This window comes from Niallia sp. Kr1, from assembly GCF_050389805.1.
Taxonomy (GTDB): domain Bacteria; phylum Bacillota; class Bacilli; order Bacillales; family Cytobacillaceae; genus Bacillus_BD.
The window spans coordinates 2,360,012-2,377,568 of sequence record NZ_CP130945.1 but is presented as its reverse complement, the minus strand read 5'-3'; the positions used below and the strand labels follow the sequence as shown (position 1 = coordinate 2,377,568).

General features: G+C 37.2%; 12 protein-coding genes and 1 pseudogene. 6 read left to right on the top strand and 7 right to left on the bottom strand.

The genetic code is table 11. The features are described 5' to 3' along the window. Nucleotides 1-24: 24 nt before the first annotated feature. On the bottom strand, nucleotides 25-2,157 hold the full coding sequence (locus Q5760_RS11475; RefSeq protein ID WP_428912291.1) for a transglycosylase domain-containing protein: 2,133 nt from the start codon (nucleotides 2,155-2,157) through the stop codon (nucleotides 25-27). A gap of 311 nt (nucleotides 2,158-2,468) precedes the next feature. Between Q5760_RS11475 and Q5760_RS11470 the strand changes: the two genes are divergently transcribed. Both Q5760_RS11470 and Q5760_RS11465 read left to right on the top strand, forming a co-directional pair. Beyond that, complete coding sequence (locus Q5760_RS11470) at nucleotides 2,469-3,623, top strand: MFS transporter (RefSeq protein ID WP_428912553.1); 1,155 nt, start codon at nucleotides 2,469-2,471, stop codon at nucleotides 3,621-3,623. Between the two features lie 1,341 nt (nucleotides 3,624-4,964). Then, nucleotides 4,965-7,607 (top strand): RyR domain-containing protein, encoded by a 2,643-nt coding sequence (locus Q5760_RS11465; RefSeq protein WP_428912290.1) that lies wholly within the window; start codon nucleotides 4,965-4,967, stop codon nucleotides 7,605-7,607. Between the two features lie 344 nt (nucleotides 7,608-7,951). Here the strand turns inward: Q5760_RS11465 and Q5760_RS11460 are convergent. Next, nucleotides 7,952-8,878, bottom strand: a pseudogene (locus tag Q5760_RS11460) (S8 family peptidase); the annotation flags it as partial. 276 nt (nucleotides 8,879-9,154) lie between these two features. Here Q5760_RS11460 and Q5760_RS11455 point away from each other — a divergent pair. Continuing rightward, nucleotides 9,155-10,039, top strand: coding sequence for a mechanosensitive ion channel family protein (locus tag Q5760_RS11455; protein ID WP_428912289.1), 885 nt, complete (start codon nucleotides 9,155-9,157; stop codon nucleotides 10,037-10,039). A gap of 62 nt (nucleotides 10,040-10,101) precedes the next feature. On the opposite strand, the gene Q5760_RS11450 is transcribed toward Q5760_RS11455, so the two are convergent. Next, complete coding sequence (locus tag Q5760_RS11450; protein ID WP_428912288.1) at nucleotides 10,102-10,476, bottom strand: hypothetical protein; 375 nt, start codon at nucleotides 10,474-10,476, stop codon at nucleotides 10,102-10,104. A 359-nt stretch (nucleotides 10,477-10,835) separates the two neighbouring features. Here Q5760_RS11450 and Q5760_RS11445 point away from each other — a divergent pair, with 359 nt between their 5' ends. Next, nucleotides 10,836-12,356, top strand: coding sequence for a Na+/H+ antiporter NhaC family protein (locus Q5760_RS11445; RefSeq protein ID WP_428912287.1), 1,521 nt, complete (start codon nucleotides 10,836-10,838; stop codon nucleotides 12,354-12,356). A gap of 80 nt (nucleotides 12,357-12,436) precedes the next feature. On the opposite strand, the gene Q5760_RS11440 is transcribed toward Q5760_RS11445, so the two are convergent. The 3 genes from Q5760_RS11440 to Q5760_RS11430 form a co-directional block, all read right to left on the bottom strand. Then, the gene (locus Q5760_RS11440) at nucleotides 12,437-12,640 is read right to left on the bottom strand and encodes a hypothetical protein (protein WP_428912286.1); all 204 of its coding nucleotides are present in this window, start codon (nucleotides 12,638-12,640) and stop codon (nucleotides 12,437-12,439) included. Between the two features lie 134 nt (nucleotides 12,641-12,774). Further along, nucleotides 12,775-13,539, bottom strand: coding sequence for an alpha/beta hydrolase (locus Q5760_RS11435; protein ID WP_428912285.1), 765 nt, complete (start codon nucleotides 13,537-13,539; stop codon nucleotides 12,775-12,777). Between the two features lie 397 nt (nucleotides 13,540-13,936). Continuing rightward, entirely contained in the window at nucleotides 13,937-14,881 is a 945-nt protein-coding gene (locus tag Q5760_RS11430) for an arsenic resistance protein (protein ID WP_428912284.1), read from the bottom strand. A gap of 494 nt (nucleotides 14,882-15,375) precedes the next feature. On the opposite strand from Q5760_RS11430, the gene Q5760_RS11425 reads away from it, so the two are divergent. Next, complete coding sequence (locus tag Q5760_RS11425; protein ID WP_428912283.1) at nucleotides 15,376-16,071, top strand: YetF domain-containing protein; 696 nt, start codon at nucleotides 15,376-15,378, stop codon at nucleotides 16,069-16,071. Between the two features lie 416 nt (nucleotides 16,072-16,487). Then, nucleotides 16,488-16,778, top strand: a complete 291-nt coding sequence (locus tag Q5760_RS11420; protein ID WP_428912282.1) for a hypothetical protein — start codon at nucleotides 16,488-16,490, stop codon at nucleotides 16,776-16,778. Nucleotides 16,779-17,036: 258 nt separating this feature from the next. Here the strand turns inward: Q5760_RS11420 and Q5760_RS11415 are convergent, their stop codons facing one another. After that, entirely contained in the window at nucleotides 17,037-17,297 is a 261-nt protein-coding gene (locus Q5760_RS11415) for a hypothetical protein (protein ID WP_428912281.1), read from the bottom strand. Nucleotides 17,298-17,557: the final 260 nt, after the last annotated feature.

The window sequence follows — 17,557 nt, the reverse complement described above, 5'->3', positions numbered from 1 at the left end:
ATTTCAAACATGGAGTGTCTTTTTTTATTCTTCCTGTTTCTTTTTCTCTTCTTTTTCTTTCTTCTCCTCCTCTTTTTGCTTTTTCTTCTCTTCTTTTTGTTTCTTTTTCTTCTCTTTTTCTCTTTCTTTCTCTTCTTTTTCTCGTTTTTTCTGCTCTTCTTTTTGCCCCTTCTTCTCCTCTTCTTTTTGTTTTGCCTTCTCCTCTTCCTCTTGTTTCCTCTGTTTTTCCTCTTCCATTCGCTGGTCCTTAAGCTGTTTTTCTATTAAAGATAAATCAAATTCTTTTTGGGAAAATTCCGTAATAGACTCTGAGAGAACCGCTTTAATAATTCTTGTAACCGTAGAGCCACCGGTTCCCAATAAATAATGATTTTCATCGGTTTGGTCATATCCCATCCAAACAGCCCCAACTAGTTGTGGAGTATATCCGACAAACCAATGATCCTTTGACCCTCCTACCCTCTCAAAAGGAAGCTCTGATGTACCCGTTTTCCCTGCTACTTCTAAGCCCTCCACTTGAGCTTTCATCGCTGTACCTTCTTCAACAACGCCTTTAAGCATATAGGTTATTTTCTGTGCCACTTGGGGAGTCGTAACTCTTGTAGCATTGCTATGCCACTTTGCAATAACCTCCCCCTCTACATCTTCAATTCTTTGAATCGAGTGTGCTTCTACCATTACGCCATCATTAGGGAATGTAGAAAACGCTTGAGCCATCAATAAAGGCGATACTCCTTCATTCATACCACCAAGTGCTAAACCTAGCGTATGATCCTCTTCCATTAACGGAATCCCAAAACGCTCCACTGCATTGATTCCGTATTTCAATCCCATTTTCTGCAATAACCATACTGGAGGGACATTATAGGAGTTTGTCACAGCTTCATACATGCTAACTTCTCCACGGAATTGCTTGTCAAAATTCATTGGTTGATATCCTTCAAAATTGATCGGTGAATCTTGTAACCGATCATATATGTCATACCCTTGTTCGAGAGCAGGTGTATATGCAGCCAGCGGTTTCATCGTAGACGCAGGTTGTCGTTTTAATTGAGTAGCACGATTAAATCCACGAAAAGTATGTTCCCCTCTTCCTCCAATCAGTGCGCTGATTCCGCCCGTTGAAGGGTTGATAAAGATTGCCCCACTTTGAATGGGTTGGTCCGGTTGCCCTTCAGGAAACATTTTGTCGTCCTTATACACCTGTTCAACGACATTTTGGATAGTAGGATTTAATTCTGTATAAATATGAAGTCCACCTGATAGAACCTCGTTTTCTGTAAGATCATATTTTTTTATCGCTTCCTCAATAATATGGTCTACATAATGAGGGAACTTCCCTTTATACTCATCAATCTTTTTACCTTCTAAGACAATAAGTTGTCCTTTTGCTTTTTCTACTTCATTTTGACTAATGTAGCCTTCCTTTTCCATTAAGGATAAAACAAGATTTCTCCGCTCAATGGATCGATCCATATTTTTAAAAGGTGACAGAACGGAAGGGGCTTTAATCAATCCAGCGAGCATAGCCGACTCACCTAACGTTAATTCACTAACATCCTTGCCGAAGTAAGTTTGAGCGGCACGCTGGATGCCCCAAGCTCCTTCACCAAAATAAATCTGATTTAAGTATCGTTCCATGATTTCATCTTTAGAATAGGTTTGTTCAATTTTTTTCGTCAGAAGAAGCTCTTTAAATTTCCGTGTATACGTACGTTCATGTGTTAAAAAGGCATTTTTTGCCAACTGCTGTGTAATTGTGCTTCCTCCTGCCACTATGTCACCGCTTAGTAGATTTTGAGTCAACGCCCGAACAATTCCGATCACATTAATTCCCTTGTGTTTATAAAACTGCTGGTCTTCTGTTGCAATAACAGCCTGAATTACATGCTCTGGAATCTGATTCATACGAACACCTTCAATATTTGAAACGGCAACCTTACTAGCTACTTCTCCATTTTGATCATAAATAATCGTTGGCTGTGGAGTCGGATCTTCTAGTTTACTAACATCCCTTGTCCAAATGAAAATATTGAGGATAAGAAAACCGCATAGGACGAGTCCTAAACCCACTGCTAAAATCTTCACTTTTCTATTTTTATCGTTGAAATGATTCCAAATCCTCTTGGTCCATTTACGATGTTGTCTTCGTTCCATTCTTCCCACGTTTTATACCCCTCTATCTTATTTCCGATGTTTTTAATAGGTTGTTGCATAAAGGTTATTGTTAAATAGGAACGGTAAGTAGTCAATAGGGAATAAGAATCAACCAATCTAGATTTGTTTATGCTAATGAACAAACATTTTACTTCAAAAAAATTTAATGGGCTCTTTTCACTTATCCATATCGAAACTCAAAAATAATGGGATGTTAACCGGCAGTCACTGTGGCGGAGATTTATATCTTGTATACATTAAGAAAGAAGGCTATTATTCTAATTGGATTACATCATAGAAAGGTGCAAAATATGGATAAACGTGTATATTTGTTAACGATTGTCTCGTTTGTTGTGGGGATGGTCGAATTAATTATTGGGGGTATTTTAGATTTAGTCGCGACGGATTTAGGCGTTAGTCTTGGACAAGCCGGGTTATTAATTACAATTTTCTCTATAACATTTGCCATTTCGGCACCAATTTTATCCGTTTTAACGGCGAAGATCGAACGGAAACGTTTAACGTTAGTCACTTTATTTGTATTTTTAATTGGAAACCTAATAGCTGTTTTTAGTCCTACCTATTCCGTTTTATTTATTTCGAGGATGATTTCGGCAGCAAGTAGTTCGTTGCTGATCGTTTTATGTGTCGTCATGGCAGCGAATATTGTAAATCCACAATATCGTGCCCGCGCGATTGGAATTGTGAACATGGGTGTTAGCGGCTCTCTTGTATTGGGAATCCCCTTTGGATTAATACTCGGGAATACATTTGGCTGGAGAGCGCCGTTTATTTTCATCTCTATCCTAAGCATTCTGTCAATAGCTGGCATCTTTTTTTTCATGGGAAGTGTAGCTCCGACCTCGCAGGTATCTCTCGGAAAGCAACTGGCATCTCTTAAAAATTATAGGCTGTTATTCGCTCAACTGACTTCCGTAATTCTCTTAGCAGGACATAGTACGTTATATGCCTATTTAACACCTTTTGTAAAGACAACTTTAGGATTAGGTGGAACCTGGATCAGTATCATCTATCTCATTTTCGGAATTTCTGCATTAAGTGGTGGAGCCTTAGGGGGGATATTAGCAGACCGATATGGTGAAAAGCCTACGATCCTAAGCATTATTGTCATTTTTGGTGTCGCGATTTTCACAATTCCATACAGTACCTTTGCCTTACCCGTGTTTTTAATCCTTCTGGTGATTTGGGGGATGATGAGCTGGGCGATTACACCTCCGATGCAAAGCTACCTCATGGGCGTTTCACCCGAAACATCCAATATTCAAATTAGTCTAAATAACTCAGCTGTTCATCTTGGAATTGCATTCGGTTCTTTATTAGGCGGTATTGTCATTGATCTGTCATCCGTTGAACAGACTGCTACTGTAGGTGGATTATTCACGATTGTCGCACTTTGTACATGTTTGATTTCAATGGGAAAATGGAGGAAACGAGCGTTGATTTAGACGTGTTTGTCCAACTATAGAATTGCAAAAAGGCTTCAAATAAAAGATCAAAGGATTCAGAGCTTATCAGCGCTGAATCCTTTCATATTCTAATTTATACTGTTTATCTTTAGGATCGCAATACACAGTAGCGAACTTAAAAACTCCAATAAATATAGTAATTACTTTCCTTTGAACATGTGATCACTACCACTAAAAGATTTCTTGTTTATTACCCTCTCTCGTGAAACCATTCTGTGAAACACGATTTTTCAGGGTGTCCCTGTGACGGCAAAATAACGGGGTACAAGTTTCTGATGTGAGAATAAAAGATGGTCACTATTAAAAGCAGAAAGATTAGGAACATCTTTACAACATTATAATCCACTCATTGATGAAGAACTAATACTCCTATTCCTAAAGCAATGGAGTTCTAATTTACTTTTACGTTTTTCCAATACTCTCCTTTGAAAAAAAGTATGAGCTTTTCGCATTACAACATAAAGGAAATATATATTTTCAATTAGACTTCTACAGCCAAAGAAACCAATCTTTCTATTAACGATTGTACCGGCTCGCATCTAAACCGAAATGAACATAAACCTATACACCCCTACTAAGGGTTGTTTTTTGTAGCCTTTGAATCTCTAAATCATGTAGCACTTTAAAAAGAGCTCAAAACTTTTCTTTTGACTTACCTCAACAACACTTGGGGCTAATCCTGTTAGAATAAATTGGTCCTCAGAACAAACTGCCACAGTGGATGTCCCAATATCAATCTCCCCACTCTTTTTCCATTATAATGGTTGTGTTTGATTTCTTCAGAATTGCATTTTTAAAATCTTGTGTGGCATGGGTTTCACATATTCATGAAGTGAATATTGGTTTACGCCAAATTCCTTATCTAACTTTGAGAACAACTTATTCTTTTCTTTGCCTTTTTCCATTTTGCAATTCACTTTGTATCGAGAAGATTGTTTTAAGGCATCGTATCTTTTACACACACCCAAACAAACATTATAAATTTTCCTAGCTATCTCAAATCTCTTATCTAGAAATGTGTTCTTGATATATCAGTTTTTAATCCAAGTATCAAGACATAACTGGGGGTTTTAGTTTTAGACAAATGAATCACCTATTTTCCTATATCCATAAGATAAAAATCGAACGTATAACTCTTACGGAATAGTCGAACAAGGCATATCTGAAAATATGCCTTGTTCGACCACACTCTCACCCCACACCTGAAGGAAAATGGGCTTTCTAGTTCGGGAGATTCTGTAAATAGTTTGATTTAACTATATGCATACTATCTGTATACGGAAAATTTTAAAATTGGGTGTACAACAAGGAGTTATCTATATGAATAAGACGAATTTAAAAATTGCTGTGTCTGGTGATGTTAGCACAAATGTATTAACATGGAGAACGTTCGAAAAAACGACGAAAGGATACAAATGGGAAAATTCCCCATATGTCCACAGCCTAACAAAAGAGGGTGGGGCCTTACTCTTATCTGAATTAGTAAGTTCAGCCTGTGAAGATACAGTGATTTCCCCAAAAATAGCTGACCCAACTTGCGAATTACCAAAAGATCTTCTGCAATCTACCTCTGAGCTAGGATTATTTTCTTTAACGGGAAAAGAAAGTGATCCAAAGGTGTATCGGATCAAAAATTTCCTTGGCTATTCAGTGCCAACTTCCGGTAAACCGATATTACTTCCCATTGTTCATGACGATGAACAAGCAGATATGGTCATTATCCATGATGAGGACAATGGTTTTCATTCAGATGAGGCATACTGGCCTTTAGCATTGGAATCTTCAAATGGTGCTCCTATTGTGATCTATAAAGTGAATCATCCTACTCGTGAAAGCAAACTATGGAACCATATCGAGAAACATCATATTGATAATACCATCGTCGTCATTGATGCAGATGATTTTCGAGCACAAGGGGTTAATATCAGTAAAAGTCTCTCATGGGAAAGAACGGCGATTGATTTTGCCTGGCAGATTAACAATAATCCAAATATCGCCTTCCTTGCTCATTGTCAACATTTGATCATTCATTTCGGACTTGAAGGTGCGATCTATTATCAGAAAAACGCTCAAGTTAAATCTAAATTATTCTTTCTTCCTTATGCATTTGAAGGTGATTTCATCAAAGAAAACCAGGGAAACATGTTTGGTCTATCCTCTTGTTTTGTGGCAGGACTTGCCGGTAGTATTGCATCCGGTCTTAAAAATCAGGAAGAATTAAGCAAGTCCATTAGCAAAGGGATTCGAAGTGGGATTGTTGCAGCACAAAAATATTTTATCAATGGTTTTGGTGAAAAGATTAAGGACCATTATTTTTGTAATGCTGAATTGTTTAGAGAAAGAGACAATGATTTTATTTATAAAGAACATGTTCAGGATGTGAATATACGTTCAACTACTCCAAATTGTCGCAGTTGCTGGTATATCATAAAAGACAAAGCATCGATTAATTTGGCAGAGATTTCTTACAATATTGTAAAGTACGGAGAAAAAAGTGCCTTGAAATATATTCCGATTGCCCAATTTGGCAAACTAAAGACGGTTGATCGGACGGAGATTGAAGCCTACAGAAGCATTAAAAACCTTATCACTGAGTATGTTTCGGCAAAAAGTGTTCCGAGACCCCTTTCTATAGCTGTTTTTGGTACTCCTGGATCTGGGAAGTCATTTGGGGTTACAGAAGTAGCATCAAGTATTGCACCGAACCTCATTGAAAAATTGGATTTTAATTTATCCCAGTTTCAAGACTTGTCTGATTTAACAAATGCCCTACATCGAGTCAGAGATGTTTCCTTAATGGGTAAAATCCCTCTTGTCTTTTTTGATGAATTTGATTCCGCTTTTAACGGGAAACTGGGCTGGTTAAAATATTTTCTAGCTCCGATGCAGGATGGAGTATTTAGAGTAGGAGGTTCCCTTCATCCGATTGGAAAAGCAATTTTTGTATTTGCTGGAGGTACAAGCAGTACATATCAGCAATTTGGTGGAGAGGAAATGGAAGACGCGACTGAATACAAACGATTTATTACTGAATTTAAAGACGCAAAGGGCCCCGATTTTATCAGTCGTTTGAGAGGATATGTTAATATCCTAGGACCTAATCAGACCGATGAAAAGTGGGATCTCTTATTTATTGTTCGTAGAGCCATGTTATTACGTTCTCTTCTTGAAAGGAAAACACCCGATTTGATCGATAGCACAGGTGAAGCGCAAATCGATAATGGCGTATTAAGAGCCTTATTAAAACTCCCTAGATATAAGCATGAAACAAGGTCAATGGAAGCCATACTCGAGATGAGCCGATTATCCAATGCGCCCAAATGGGAACAATCTCTTCTACCTTCTAAGGAACAGCTAAAGCTTCATGTAGATGAAGAACAATTTTATCGCCATTTAATGTATGATTCCTTTTTTAGTGAGAAAGTAGATCATATTGCAGCTGCTCTGTATCAAAAACGAGAATTATTATGTGAAAACGACCCTAACGCTAGTCGAGATAATGGAGAAACATGGGATAAGATCAAAGAGGAAGTAAAACAATATATTCGTAGTCAGATAAGACATCTTCCTGGGGCTCTTACGATAATTAATTATGAATTAATATCGGTTGATGAACGACCAGAAAATGTTAAATTTTTAGACCAAGAAGTAGAGCTGTTAGCTGAATATGAACATAAAAAGTTTACGCTGGAGAAGAAAGAAGCAGGATGGAGATATGGAAAAGAATATGATGTAGATAAAAAGACAGATCCTATGATTGTTTCCTGGGACTGTTTACATGAAATTTATCAGAATCATATCATCGATAGTATAAAAGCATGGCCGGAAATACTGGCAAAAGCCAATTTCAAAATCGAAAAACTACAATTCATGTGCTACTGTGACGCTCAGATGAGGAATAGAGTGGGAGGAAACCATACTGTCCCTCCCACCAAAAACACCGAGAAAGTTCGTGACCATTGAAAATTCAGCTTTATTGGAACATGAAGACGGTTCTTTTGAGGACACTTATACGAGAAACATCACGTCAAACAGCCTTAAGATAGCTACTTTTGCCGTTTCGTGTTTCTCGGTATTTTACCTAACATAAAAACGTTTCACACCTGTGAAACGTTTTTATGAAACCTGATTTTTCGAGGTATTTCAGCGCGTCACTGTGATTGGCTCCCCCACCTTATAAAAAGCTTTCCATCTTCTTTTGAAGATACGTCAAATTTGTCTACCCCATTTACCGTTAGGGAAATCTCTCCCCCTATTGGTTGTTCTGGTTGAGGATCTGGTTCGTCTGCTATCGGATCTGGGGATGGTACGGCAAGTAAATCTAACACGCCATTTCCTTGGAACCGTCGATCAAAATTTAGCGTTTTGGTATGTTTAATCAATTGCGCATACAGTTCAGGTTCTGTTAGCTCACGACCAAATTCTTTCTCTGCTTTATTCAAAATGAGGGCTGCTGCACCTGATACATGTGGGGCTGCCATTGACGTTCCTGACAATACCGCATAACGAGATTGAACATAGGTAGAAAGAATATCCACTCCGGGTGCCACAAGATCGACTTCTGGATTGGTATTAGAAAAATAAGCAGGTTGAAAATCATAGTCCACAGCTCCAACTGAAATCACTTCCGGATAGGAGGCAGGATAACTGAATTCATTACTACGATGGTCGCCATCCCCCTCATTCCCTGCTGCACAAATCACAAGGATATGATTGGCCACCGCTTTTTGAATCGCTTTATGTTCTTCCTCATTATGTGGACCACCTAAAGACATTGAAATCACACGGACTCTTTCATTATTAGGTCCTCTCCAGGAGATGGCATATTCAATGGCATTGATAATCCAGGATAAGTCCCCTGCTCCATTTTGATCTAAAGCTTTTAAGATTAATAAGTTAGCTTTTGGAGCTACACCCACCACACCTTGTTCGTTTTGTTGAGCTGCAATAACCCCAGCAACATGCGTACCATGACCATTATCGTCTCCATAGTTTGCTGTGTCCTTTGTCGTGAAGTTATACCCACCAATGACTGATTTTTGTAAGTCTACATGATTTCGATCAATCCCAGTATCAATCACGGCAATGACTACATTTTCTCCTTCATTGTTTTCCCAAACTTGTGGAGCATTAATTAACGAAACTCCTGGAGGTATTTCTGTTGCCTTTTGCATTACCGACTTTACTTTAAACGGGATTAATCCTACCTGTTTTTCAGAAATGGACATGCTCAGAACCTCCCCTATTTTTTTGCCCATAGAAAATGATGTTCCTCAAATCTATAACTATGCAAAACGTTGTTATTTTATATTAGAATATTTTTGTTGTTTTCTTAGGAGATTACTAATATGAACTATCATTTTAATAACAAAATGACAATGGGCGACCGTACTACGTTTGAGATGGCGGCAGCTGTTTCACAAATCGTTCCATGAAAGAAAATTTTTGGTGGTCACTGTGTCCTAAACGGTTATAATAAAGTTACTTAATGGATAAAGGAGGTTACGTGGATGAATGAATTGACCAATCAAATCATGGACTTTTTTGAAATAGATTGGGTTGAAGTGAAAGATTTTGTCCTATCCATTCTTTTTACGATCATTATTACCTACGCCATCATTTACCTGATCCGATATTTGATCTCGCAATTTTTTAGAAAAACAAATCTCATCAGTGAAAAGAAAGAGCAAACCATTGAATCAGTTGTAAAAAACACATCCCATTATTTGGCCTTTTTTATTATTTTATTAGCGGCATTGAAACCATTTGTCGACATTAAAGATATCTTGGTGGCTGGTGGAGTCATTGGGGTTGTCGTTGGGTTAGGTGCCCAGAAAATCATGACGGATATTTTAGCGGGATTTTTTATGATTTTTGAGAAACAGTTTGAAAGAGGAGATTTTGTCCATATTAATGGTGAACTCGATGGTGGAACGATCGAGGATTTAGGCTTCCGTGTCGTAAAAATCAGATTAATGAACGGAAAGCTCATGATCGTACCAAATGGAGAGATTCGAAAAGTAGAGAATGGAAATGTAGAAAAGCGTAGAATTTTTGAAAGTGTCTTGGTCAGTTTTAATGAAAATCCTTCAAGAATTGAACAGTTATTACAAGAAGTATGTGATGAATTAAATGAAACTGCGAAAGAATATTTGAAGGTTGATCCTCACACTGGGGAATATGTGGAAATATACCAAGTTCATGGTCTATCCTCATTGGATGTTAGTCCATTAGGGTATAAGTTTTCGGTCAAAGCAACTGTGAATGATGACCATTATTTAGAAGCTTCGCAAATGACCAAAAAACGGTTAGCCCAGAAAATTTACGAACAAAAGATTCTTATGCCAACCCAACAAATCGTGTTACAACAAAGAGAAAAGGAATTCGAACATTAATGAGACAACAGACAAAGCACAACTATTGATTTGATGCTTGGTCTGTTTTTTTATTTTATATATTAAGAACGGTTTTGGATATATTCCGCGTCATAAGAATTCTCTCCAGCATGGACGGATAAAAGGGTGTCTGCATATCCGACTAGTCGGTTGACGAGTTCATCGGCAATCCCATAGACAAGAGTATGTTTGTCCCGATGAAATAAAGCTGGATCATCAAAAATAATCGTAGTATTTATAAAGACATCTCTATTCCCATATAAGTCATAATGGATGATTGCTTTTCCAGCAGCTCCTTTCGTACGAATATCCTGGTAACCCGGCAAGAAAATATACCATTCTTCAGCACTAGCGGATCTGAAGTTTTTCGTAAAGGTCAACCCATTAATCACTTGTTCAATCTCATCTTTCATTTGGGGTTGAATGATATCACTCATGTTATCGTCCACCTTAGATACCTCCAATACAAGGCTTCTTTTTGCAAACAAAGGTTAATTATCAAACCTCTTTTGGACTACTTTAGATATTGAATCCAGCATAACAAAATCATCTGCATACCTCACAATATTAAGCTTTCCCTTTATTTTCATTTACATTTACTAGCGTTTTCGTATAGAAGCAACTATGAATGAAAACTTTGCATAAAATTTCAATCCGGGACTTGGTGCCTTCCTCTTTGAACCTTGTTAAATTCGGGTGAAACTGTAACCCGAATGTTTTTTTAAAAAAAGTATTGAATAAAAATACAATATGTTTTATAGTTATGCCTATCACATTTTAGCAGGAGGACATCTAGATGGAACACATAGGATGGTTGTCATTGGTTCCGCCAGTATTAGCGATTGTGGCGGCACTTGTGACAAAAAACGTTATTATCTCATTATTTTTAGGAACATTTTCAGGAGTGCTCATTTTAGCAGGGGGATTGCCTCTGACAGCAACCAAAACTATGATTGGTGATTATTTGTTTGTACAATTAACAGATAGCTATAATGCAGGAGTGCTCGTACTGCTTGTTTTTATCGGCGGGTTTGTGGCTCTTATGGAGAAATCTGGCGGGGCAGCTGCATTTGCAGACAAGGTAATCCATTTTCTAAATACAAAAGCGAAAACACAACTTGCTGCCTGGTTTGGCGGCATCATCATCTTTTTCTCGGATCTTGGTACCCCTCTTTTAGTAGGACCGATTTTCGAAAAAGTATTTGATAAAGCCAAAATATCAAGAGAAAAGCTAGCTTGGATTATTGATTCAACTTCTTCCCCTGTAGCCGTTCTCATCCCATTTATCGGTTGGGGTGTTTATATTATGGGACTTATTCAAAAGGAGTTTGACGGTTTAAAAATTACGGAGTCAGACTGGGATGCTTTCATGCAAGCCATTCCTTTTCAATTTTACCCAATCTTAGCAGTACTAATGGTACCTCTAGTTGCATTAACAAAGCTGGAATTTGGTGCAATGGCAAAAGCTGAAAAACGCGTACAGGAAACTGGCGAACTCTTTTGGCCAAACGCTAAGCCGATGAGAAAGCCTGACAAAATGGTGGAGCTACAGAATACAAAGAGTAAGGCTAGCTTAATCTTAGTTCCCCTCTTCGTATTGCTTGTAACCTTATTCGGGATGCTGATTCCACTTGGATTTCCATTCGAGAAAATCGATGGCAGTGCATTTCGTGTTGCATTAACGACTTCTTACTTATTTGCAGCGATCGTGCTGATTGCTATGATGGTTTTCCATAAAGTGAAAAAGTTTGGAGAAGTCTTCGATATCTATTTGTCAGGAATGCAGAGAATGATGACCGTCGCTGCGATTCTAGTATTAGCATGGTCACTTGGCACCGTGATGAAAAATTTAGGAACAGCTAACTATGTAGTAGAGATTATGGATGGAAACATTCCTCCCTACCTGATACCCCTTATTCTATTCATAGGTGGGGCATGTATGTCATTTGCAACTGGATCATCATGGGGTACATTTGCCATTATGATGCCACTTGCGATTCCGATGGCTTTCCATTTAGATGCTTCCCTATACGTTTGTATAGGAGCCGTGTTATCTGGAGGAGTATTTGGAGACCATTGTTCGCCAATCTCGGATACATCAATTCTAGCTTCGACTGGCGCCGGCACAGACCATTTAGATCACGTAAAAACACAGCTGCCCTATGCGCTATTAAACGGATCCGCTGCATCAGCCGCTTTCTTAATCGCTGGATTAACATCAAGCGTTTTATCCCTTGCAGCAGCGATTATCATCATGGTGGCAGCCGTAATCATCATTTCGAAAAGACAAAAAAACAGGAATATAGGAATTCAATAGAAATAGCGATAGAAACAGGGGGACGGTTCTCATTGTTGCAAAGGGTAAGGATGAAACAGGAGAACCGTCCCCCTGTTTCGCTATTCTCCCTTGATTTCTTTTAACTCATCGATAAGCTGCTTTGTCCGTTTTGCATTTCCCTGCGCAAAATTTTCGAGGCATTCTTTTAGCTCATCGTCATCTTGGACTCTTTCAGCACTAATCAAATAGGTGCGCATTAATTCCTCTTCTGTTTCAATGGAATCCTCAAGTACTTCTTCAAGCTTATCCTTTTCATCATTCATATCGATCCCTCCCTCGTGTCAGTCTTCTATATCGTTTGCAAATTTATTTCCGGATATCCCTTTAAAACAGGGGGGACGGTTCTCCGCGTTTCAAAAGGTAAGAATGAAACACAAGAACCGCCCCCCTGTTTCGGCTATTGATGAACGAGTGTCTTATTAGATTGCTGTTGAATAAAATGATGGCAGCTTTCTACTATTTTTTCTTTGTCATAGTCCATAGAGGCTACATGATATGAGTTTGGTAAAACGACCTTTTCCTTTTTGTCTGATCCGATATGGTCAATAATATAATCCGTATATCTGGGCGGGACAACATGATCCATGGCTGAATTAATCCCTAAAACTGGGCATTGAATACTCGACAATAAAGCTGGGGTGGTTTCCATTACCTTTTGGAGTTCTTGAATGGATTTTATGGGTGCATATTCATACGTAATTTCATCCACATTCTTCATATGAATATCTGGCTTACCTTCCATGACAAACCTTGGTTGAGTTGCATCCTTAAAGTTTTCATACATCGGAACATCTAAAGCTGGATTTATTAATGCGATCCCTTTGATTTCGGGGTACTTATGTGCAAGTTTAAGCGTTAAGGTTCCACCCATGGATTGACCGATCACAAAAATACGTTTGCATTGTTTTTTCAATTCATGGTACCCATTTTCAAGTGATTCAAACCATTCTTCATGGGTGCATGTTTCTAAATCCTGGTAGTGGGTTCCATGCCCCTTCAACCTTACTCCTAAAACCGTATAACCATATCGAGCAAGTTCTTCTCCTATGAATCGCATACTTTGTGGAGTGCCCATAAATCCATGCGAAATGAGAACACCCACTTCACTCCCTTTAAAATAGAACGGCTCTGCTCCCTCTAACACTTGATAACTCTTATTCATGATTAGGTCCCCCCTTGTTATGATCCTATAAGTTCGAAACTATTAAATTTAATGTTTGGTATTGCACCAATACAAAAGAATATTAGAATATGTACTCATTTTTTTATTAAAAAACCATTCCTGCGCTTTCCAGACTTCTGGTTAACTGAATGATTTGAATTTATTGACACGAAATTAAATGCGATTATAATCTAACTAGTTCATTAGCCTTGAATACTAAAAATGAACAAATAATATATTTATTACATTAAACATATTATTCCTACCTGTCAACTATAAATTAGATTTCCTTTCCTGAAAAAGTGAACCACGAGAAGGTACCGACCCCCTGTTCCATCCCAAAAAGCACACAATCATTATATAAAATGGATGTGTGCTCTTGTGTTTTTATGTGGTTTTATTTTTTAGAGATTAATAGTAAAACCTGTGTAACGATAGTCAAAACCGGCAATTCCAACAATGGTCCTATAACCAATGTTAAAGCGATTAAGGGTTGATCTGGAAATGCAGTCATCGCAATCGCCAAGGCAATGGGAGAATTTCTTGCTAAAGTGGTTAAGCTTAAACTGATTCTGTCAGAATTCGGGAACTTCATAAGCTGTCCAGCTTTTTGACCTACGAAGAAATTAATAGTGAAATACAAAAGAATAGGTATAGTGATTTGCCACAATAAATCTAAGTGATCAAGCAGTAATCTCCCTTGTGAAGCAAACATCGCAACGATAGCTAGACTTAGAAAAACCATCGGTAACACACTAAATTTGGATATAAGATTTTTTCTTAACTGTTGCTTGTTTCTCACGATCATTTTTGTGAACAAAGCTAAAACGAATGGGATGAATAATGCAATTAAGATGCTTTCCATTAGAAATGAAAACTCAATAACCCCTGTTTTTCCGCCAAAAATAAGAAGATAAATAGGCAGTAAAATGACTTGTAGGATTAAATTGAGAGGTAAGATTGCTGTTGATAACGCCACATTCCCTTTTGCTATTCCTGTAAAAATTAAATACCAATCCGTGCATGGGGTAACCATGAGCATAATAAATCCAATAAACAACCCTGGATGATCACCTAAAAATACCATAGCTAGCATCCATGCCAGGATAGGTGTCCAGACAAAGTTTATAAGGACAGAAGTGTATGTAAACTTGATATTTTTAAAAGCTTTCATAATCTCTTCAATCGGAATTTGCAAGAAAGTAATGTATAACATGGCTACTAATAAAGGCACAATAAAGCTTTCCGCATTTTCTCTTATTCGTTCTACTTGGCCTATGCCGATCCCAATAATGACTGCTAAGAAAATAATAAGGGGATATAGTTTTTCAAATAATTTCATGATGGCCACAACCTACTAAAATAATATATGCAAACAATAATTTTACCATAGCTCTGTCTATTTTGCTTTAGAAACGCGGGGATGGTTCTCCTGTTTCAAATGGATTTCTTCTATGGACCACGAGAATGGTTAAACCCCCCCCCTTTTAGTAGAGGTTGAAAATTTGTGATAAAAACAGTTTACGAAGCTATCCGAAAAGAAAAGGATGTGCAAGGTCTCATTCTCCATAGCGATTAGGGACGACAAAACACATCCAAACTTTTTCAAGACACAATTGAATCGTATGATTTTTATGACTAATATGTTATGTCATTTCTTCTTCAACTAACGGCCCCATGAGTTTAACTGCTCTTCTTCACTTAGTTCCCGAATCGCGAAATATATGTGTTTTAACTTTCCAAACATAATAAATAAGCTATACATTTAATTACTAAATTAAGGGGATATATAAAACAGTCTGAAAAGTAAAATCCATCTTGAAAGGAGTTAGAGTTTTGATTATAGATTTAGCTTTAAGGCTTGTTATTGCATTCTTTACCCTATTATTTTTAACCAGGATTATGGGCAGAAAAGAACTTTCACAAATGACTTTTTTTAACTTTGTTTCAGGTATTACAATTGGAGCAATTACAGGAGTTGTAGTAATAGACTCAAGTGTAAGTATTCAAAAAGGTGTTTTAGCGATAACGGGTTGGGCTGCTATTACAATCGTAATAGGGTTTATTGACATAAAATCAAAAAAAGCTCGTACTATTATTGAAAGCCAACCAAGAATACTTATAAAAAACGGTAAAATTATGGAACATGAGCTTCGAAAAGTACGTTTAGATATTGATGCTTTAACTGCTTTATTGAGACAAAAAGACGTATTTTCTGTATCTGAAGTTGAGTATGCAATTTTGGAAATAGATGGAAAGCTATCTGTTATGAAAAAGGAATCTAACCAACCTCTTTCAAAATCTGATTTAGGTATACAAAACCCTACACGTAATATATACCCAATTTCCACCGAAGTGATTAGTGATGGTAGAATTATTACTTCAAATTTAGAAAAATTAAATCTTGATACACGTTGGTTAGAGCAACAATTACAATTATTAGGAATCCATTCAATTTCTGATATTTTTTATGCTGAAGTTCAAAAAGACGGCACACTGTATATTGATAATAAAAATGATGTATTACATTAAATAACTTTTCTAGAGGGATCGCATCCCTCTTTTTTTCTATCCTACACATATGAGTCAAAAGCGGAATACTAAACTCCAATACCAATTACATTAAATTTCTTCTTTTTATTACGAAACACTTTACTTCTCCTTCCTTATCTTATTTATCTTTTGTTCAACTCTACTCCCTTGTTCAATAAGTTCAGCAAAAAGATCTATTAATCCTTTTTGGATCAACACTCGTTTAAGTACGTTTCATTACAATCTCTACATTTCCTTTAGGCTTAGCTTAATTAAGCCGGAGTATTTAGCATTTTCAGAAGGAATTTTTGTATGAAATCCTCTTCACAGTTTTTTGATTTTAATAAAAGCCATGTTTACCTTATAACATAATGGAAAAAATAAAACGAACCATAAAAGGAAAGAGGGAATCTTGAATGCCTTATATTTATAATTTATACAGCAGTGAAAATTTGGGTTTTTCTAATTCATACCATATTCAAACAGATTTGCCTCCACATAAGTTTCGAGCCATTATGATGGAATTTCGCCGAGGCGAGAAAGGGAGCACGGAAACCTTTATTAAATATATGAAGGAACAGTTTTCTGACAGCTTTCAACTGTTTGAGTATGACGATGTCGTACAGTGGGAGGCGGATCAGGAAAACTCTGCTATTCTTGCTCATTTATTAGATCAAAATGGCGCCAATTTAGATGACCTGACTTAGTTTTCTATTACCTGCTTTTTGTAGTATTAATTCGTCTTCAATACCGATTTGTTCAAACGAAATCTAACTACTAGCAGCCCAACCATTCATAAAAGAGAGCTTTTAGATAAATGAAGTTATTACATTTTCCATCGTTCACACAATAATAAACGTTGATGATTATTGTTAAAGCAGCACACACTAAGAGGTAAAGCGATTTGTCAAGCAGGAACGATATATACTTCAAGTATAAAAAAAAGGAGAGTATTTCTCTCCTTTTTACAGAGTTTCATGTCCGTTAATGGGCGAACCTGTTGAAGTATGTTCATTTACCCAATCAAGAGATACCTTCGAAACGGCTGACCAATTAGGAATCTGGTTGCTATGCTGCTCTACCCAACTCATACAATATTGTGGGTCTATGCTTTTTTCTAGGCATTGTGCTAAGAAAGATTGAATGTTTTCCTCCGTACAGTTTTCCCATGAACCACACGTTTCACCCCAAATTCGTTCCATTTCCTGTTTAATGTCGTTTACCATATTTGATTCCTCCTTGATTAAATCTGACAAGATAAGTTTGTCCAAGGAGAAAAAATATATTTACAGAAGATGTTCAACATAGACCAAAACAGTTCGATTATGAGACTAATTTCATAATTCGTTCATGAAACAGGGGGACGGTTCTCATCGTTTCAAAAGGTAAAGATGAAACACTAGAACCGTCCCCTTGTTTCAAACACCACGCCTTTGTTTCAATCTGAGATTGACGTTACGATACCATTTTCAAAGTATACGTACTT

Bases quoted from the DNA above. Each gene is read 5' to 3' on its own strand.
- Q5760_RS11475 (WP_428912291.1), bottom strand. From the start codon at position 2,157: ATGGAACGAAGACAACATCGTAAATGGACCAAGAGGATTTGGAATCAT.
- Q5760_RS11470 (WP_428912553.1), top strand. From the start codon at position 2,469: ATGGATAAACGTGTATATTTGTTAACGATTGTCTCGTTTGTTGTGGGG.
- Q5760_RS11465 (WP_428912290.1), top strand. From the start codon at position 4,965: ATGAATAAGACGAATTTAAAAATTGCTGTGTCTGGTGATGTTAGCACA.
- Q5760_RS11455 (WP_428912289.1), top strand. From the start codon at position 9,155: ATGAATGAATTGACCAATCAAATCATGGACTTTTTTGAAATAGATTGG.
- Q5760_RS11450 (WP_428912288.1), bottom strand. From the start codon at position 10,476: ATGAGTGATATCATTCAACCCCAAATGAAAGATGAGATTGAACAAGTG.
- Q5760_RS11445 (WP_428912287.1), top strand. From the start codon at position 10,836: ATGGAACACATAGGATGGTTGTCATTGGTTCCGCCAGTATTAGCGATT.
- Q5760_RS11440 (WP_428912286.1), bottom strand. From the start codon at position 12,640: ATGAATGATGAAAAGGATAAGCTTGAAGAAGTACTTGAGGATTCCATT.
- Q5760_RS11435 (WP_428912285.1), bottom strand. From the start codon at position 13,539: ATGAATAAGAGTTATCAAGTGTTAGAGGGAGCAGAGCCGTTCTATTTT.
- Q5760_RS11430 (WP_428912284.1), bottom strand. From the start codon at position 14,881: ATGAAATTATTTGAAAAACTATATCCCCTTATTATTTTCTTAGCAGTC.
- Q5760_RS11420 (WP_428912282.1), top strand. From the start codon at position 16,488: ATGCCTTATATTTATAATTTATACAGCAGTGAAAATTTGGGTTTTTCT.
- Q5760_RS11415 (WP_428912281.1), bottom strand. From the start codon at position 17,297: ATGGTAAACGACATTAAACAGGAAATGGAACGAATTTGGGGTGAAACG.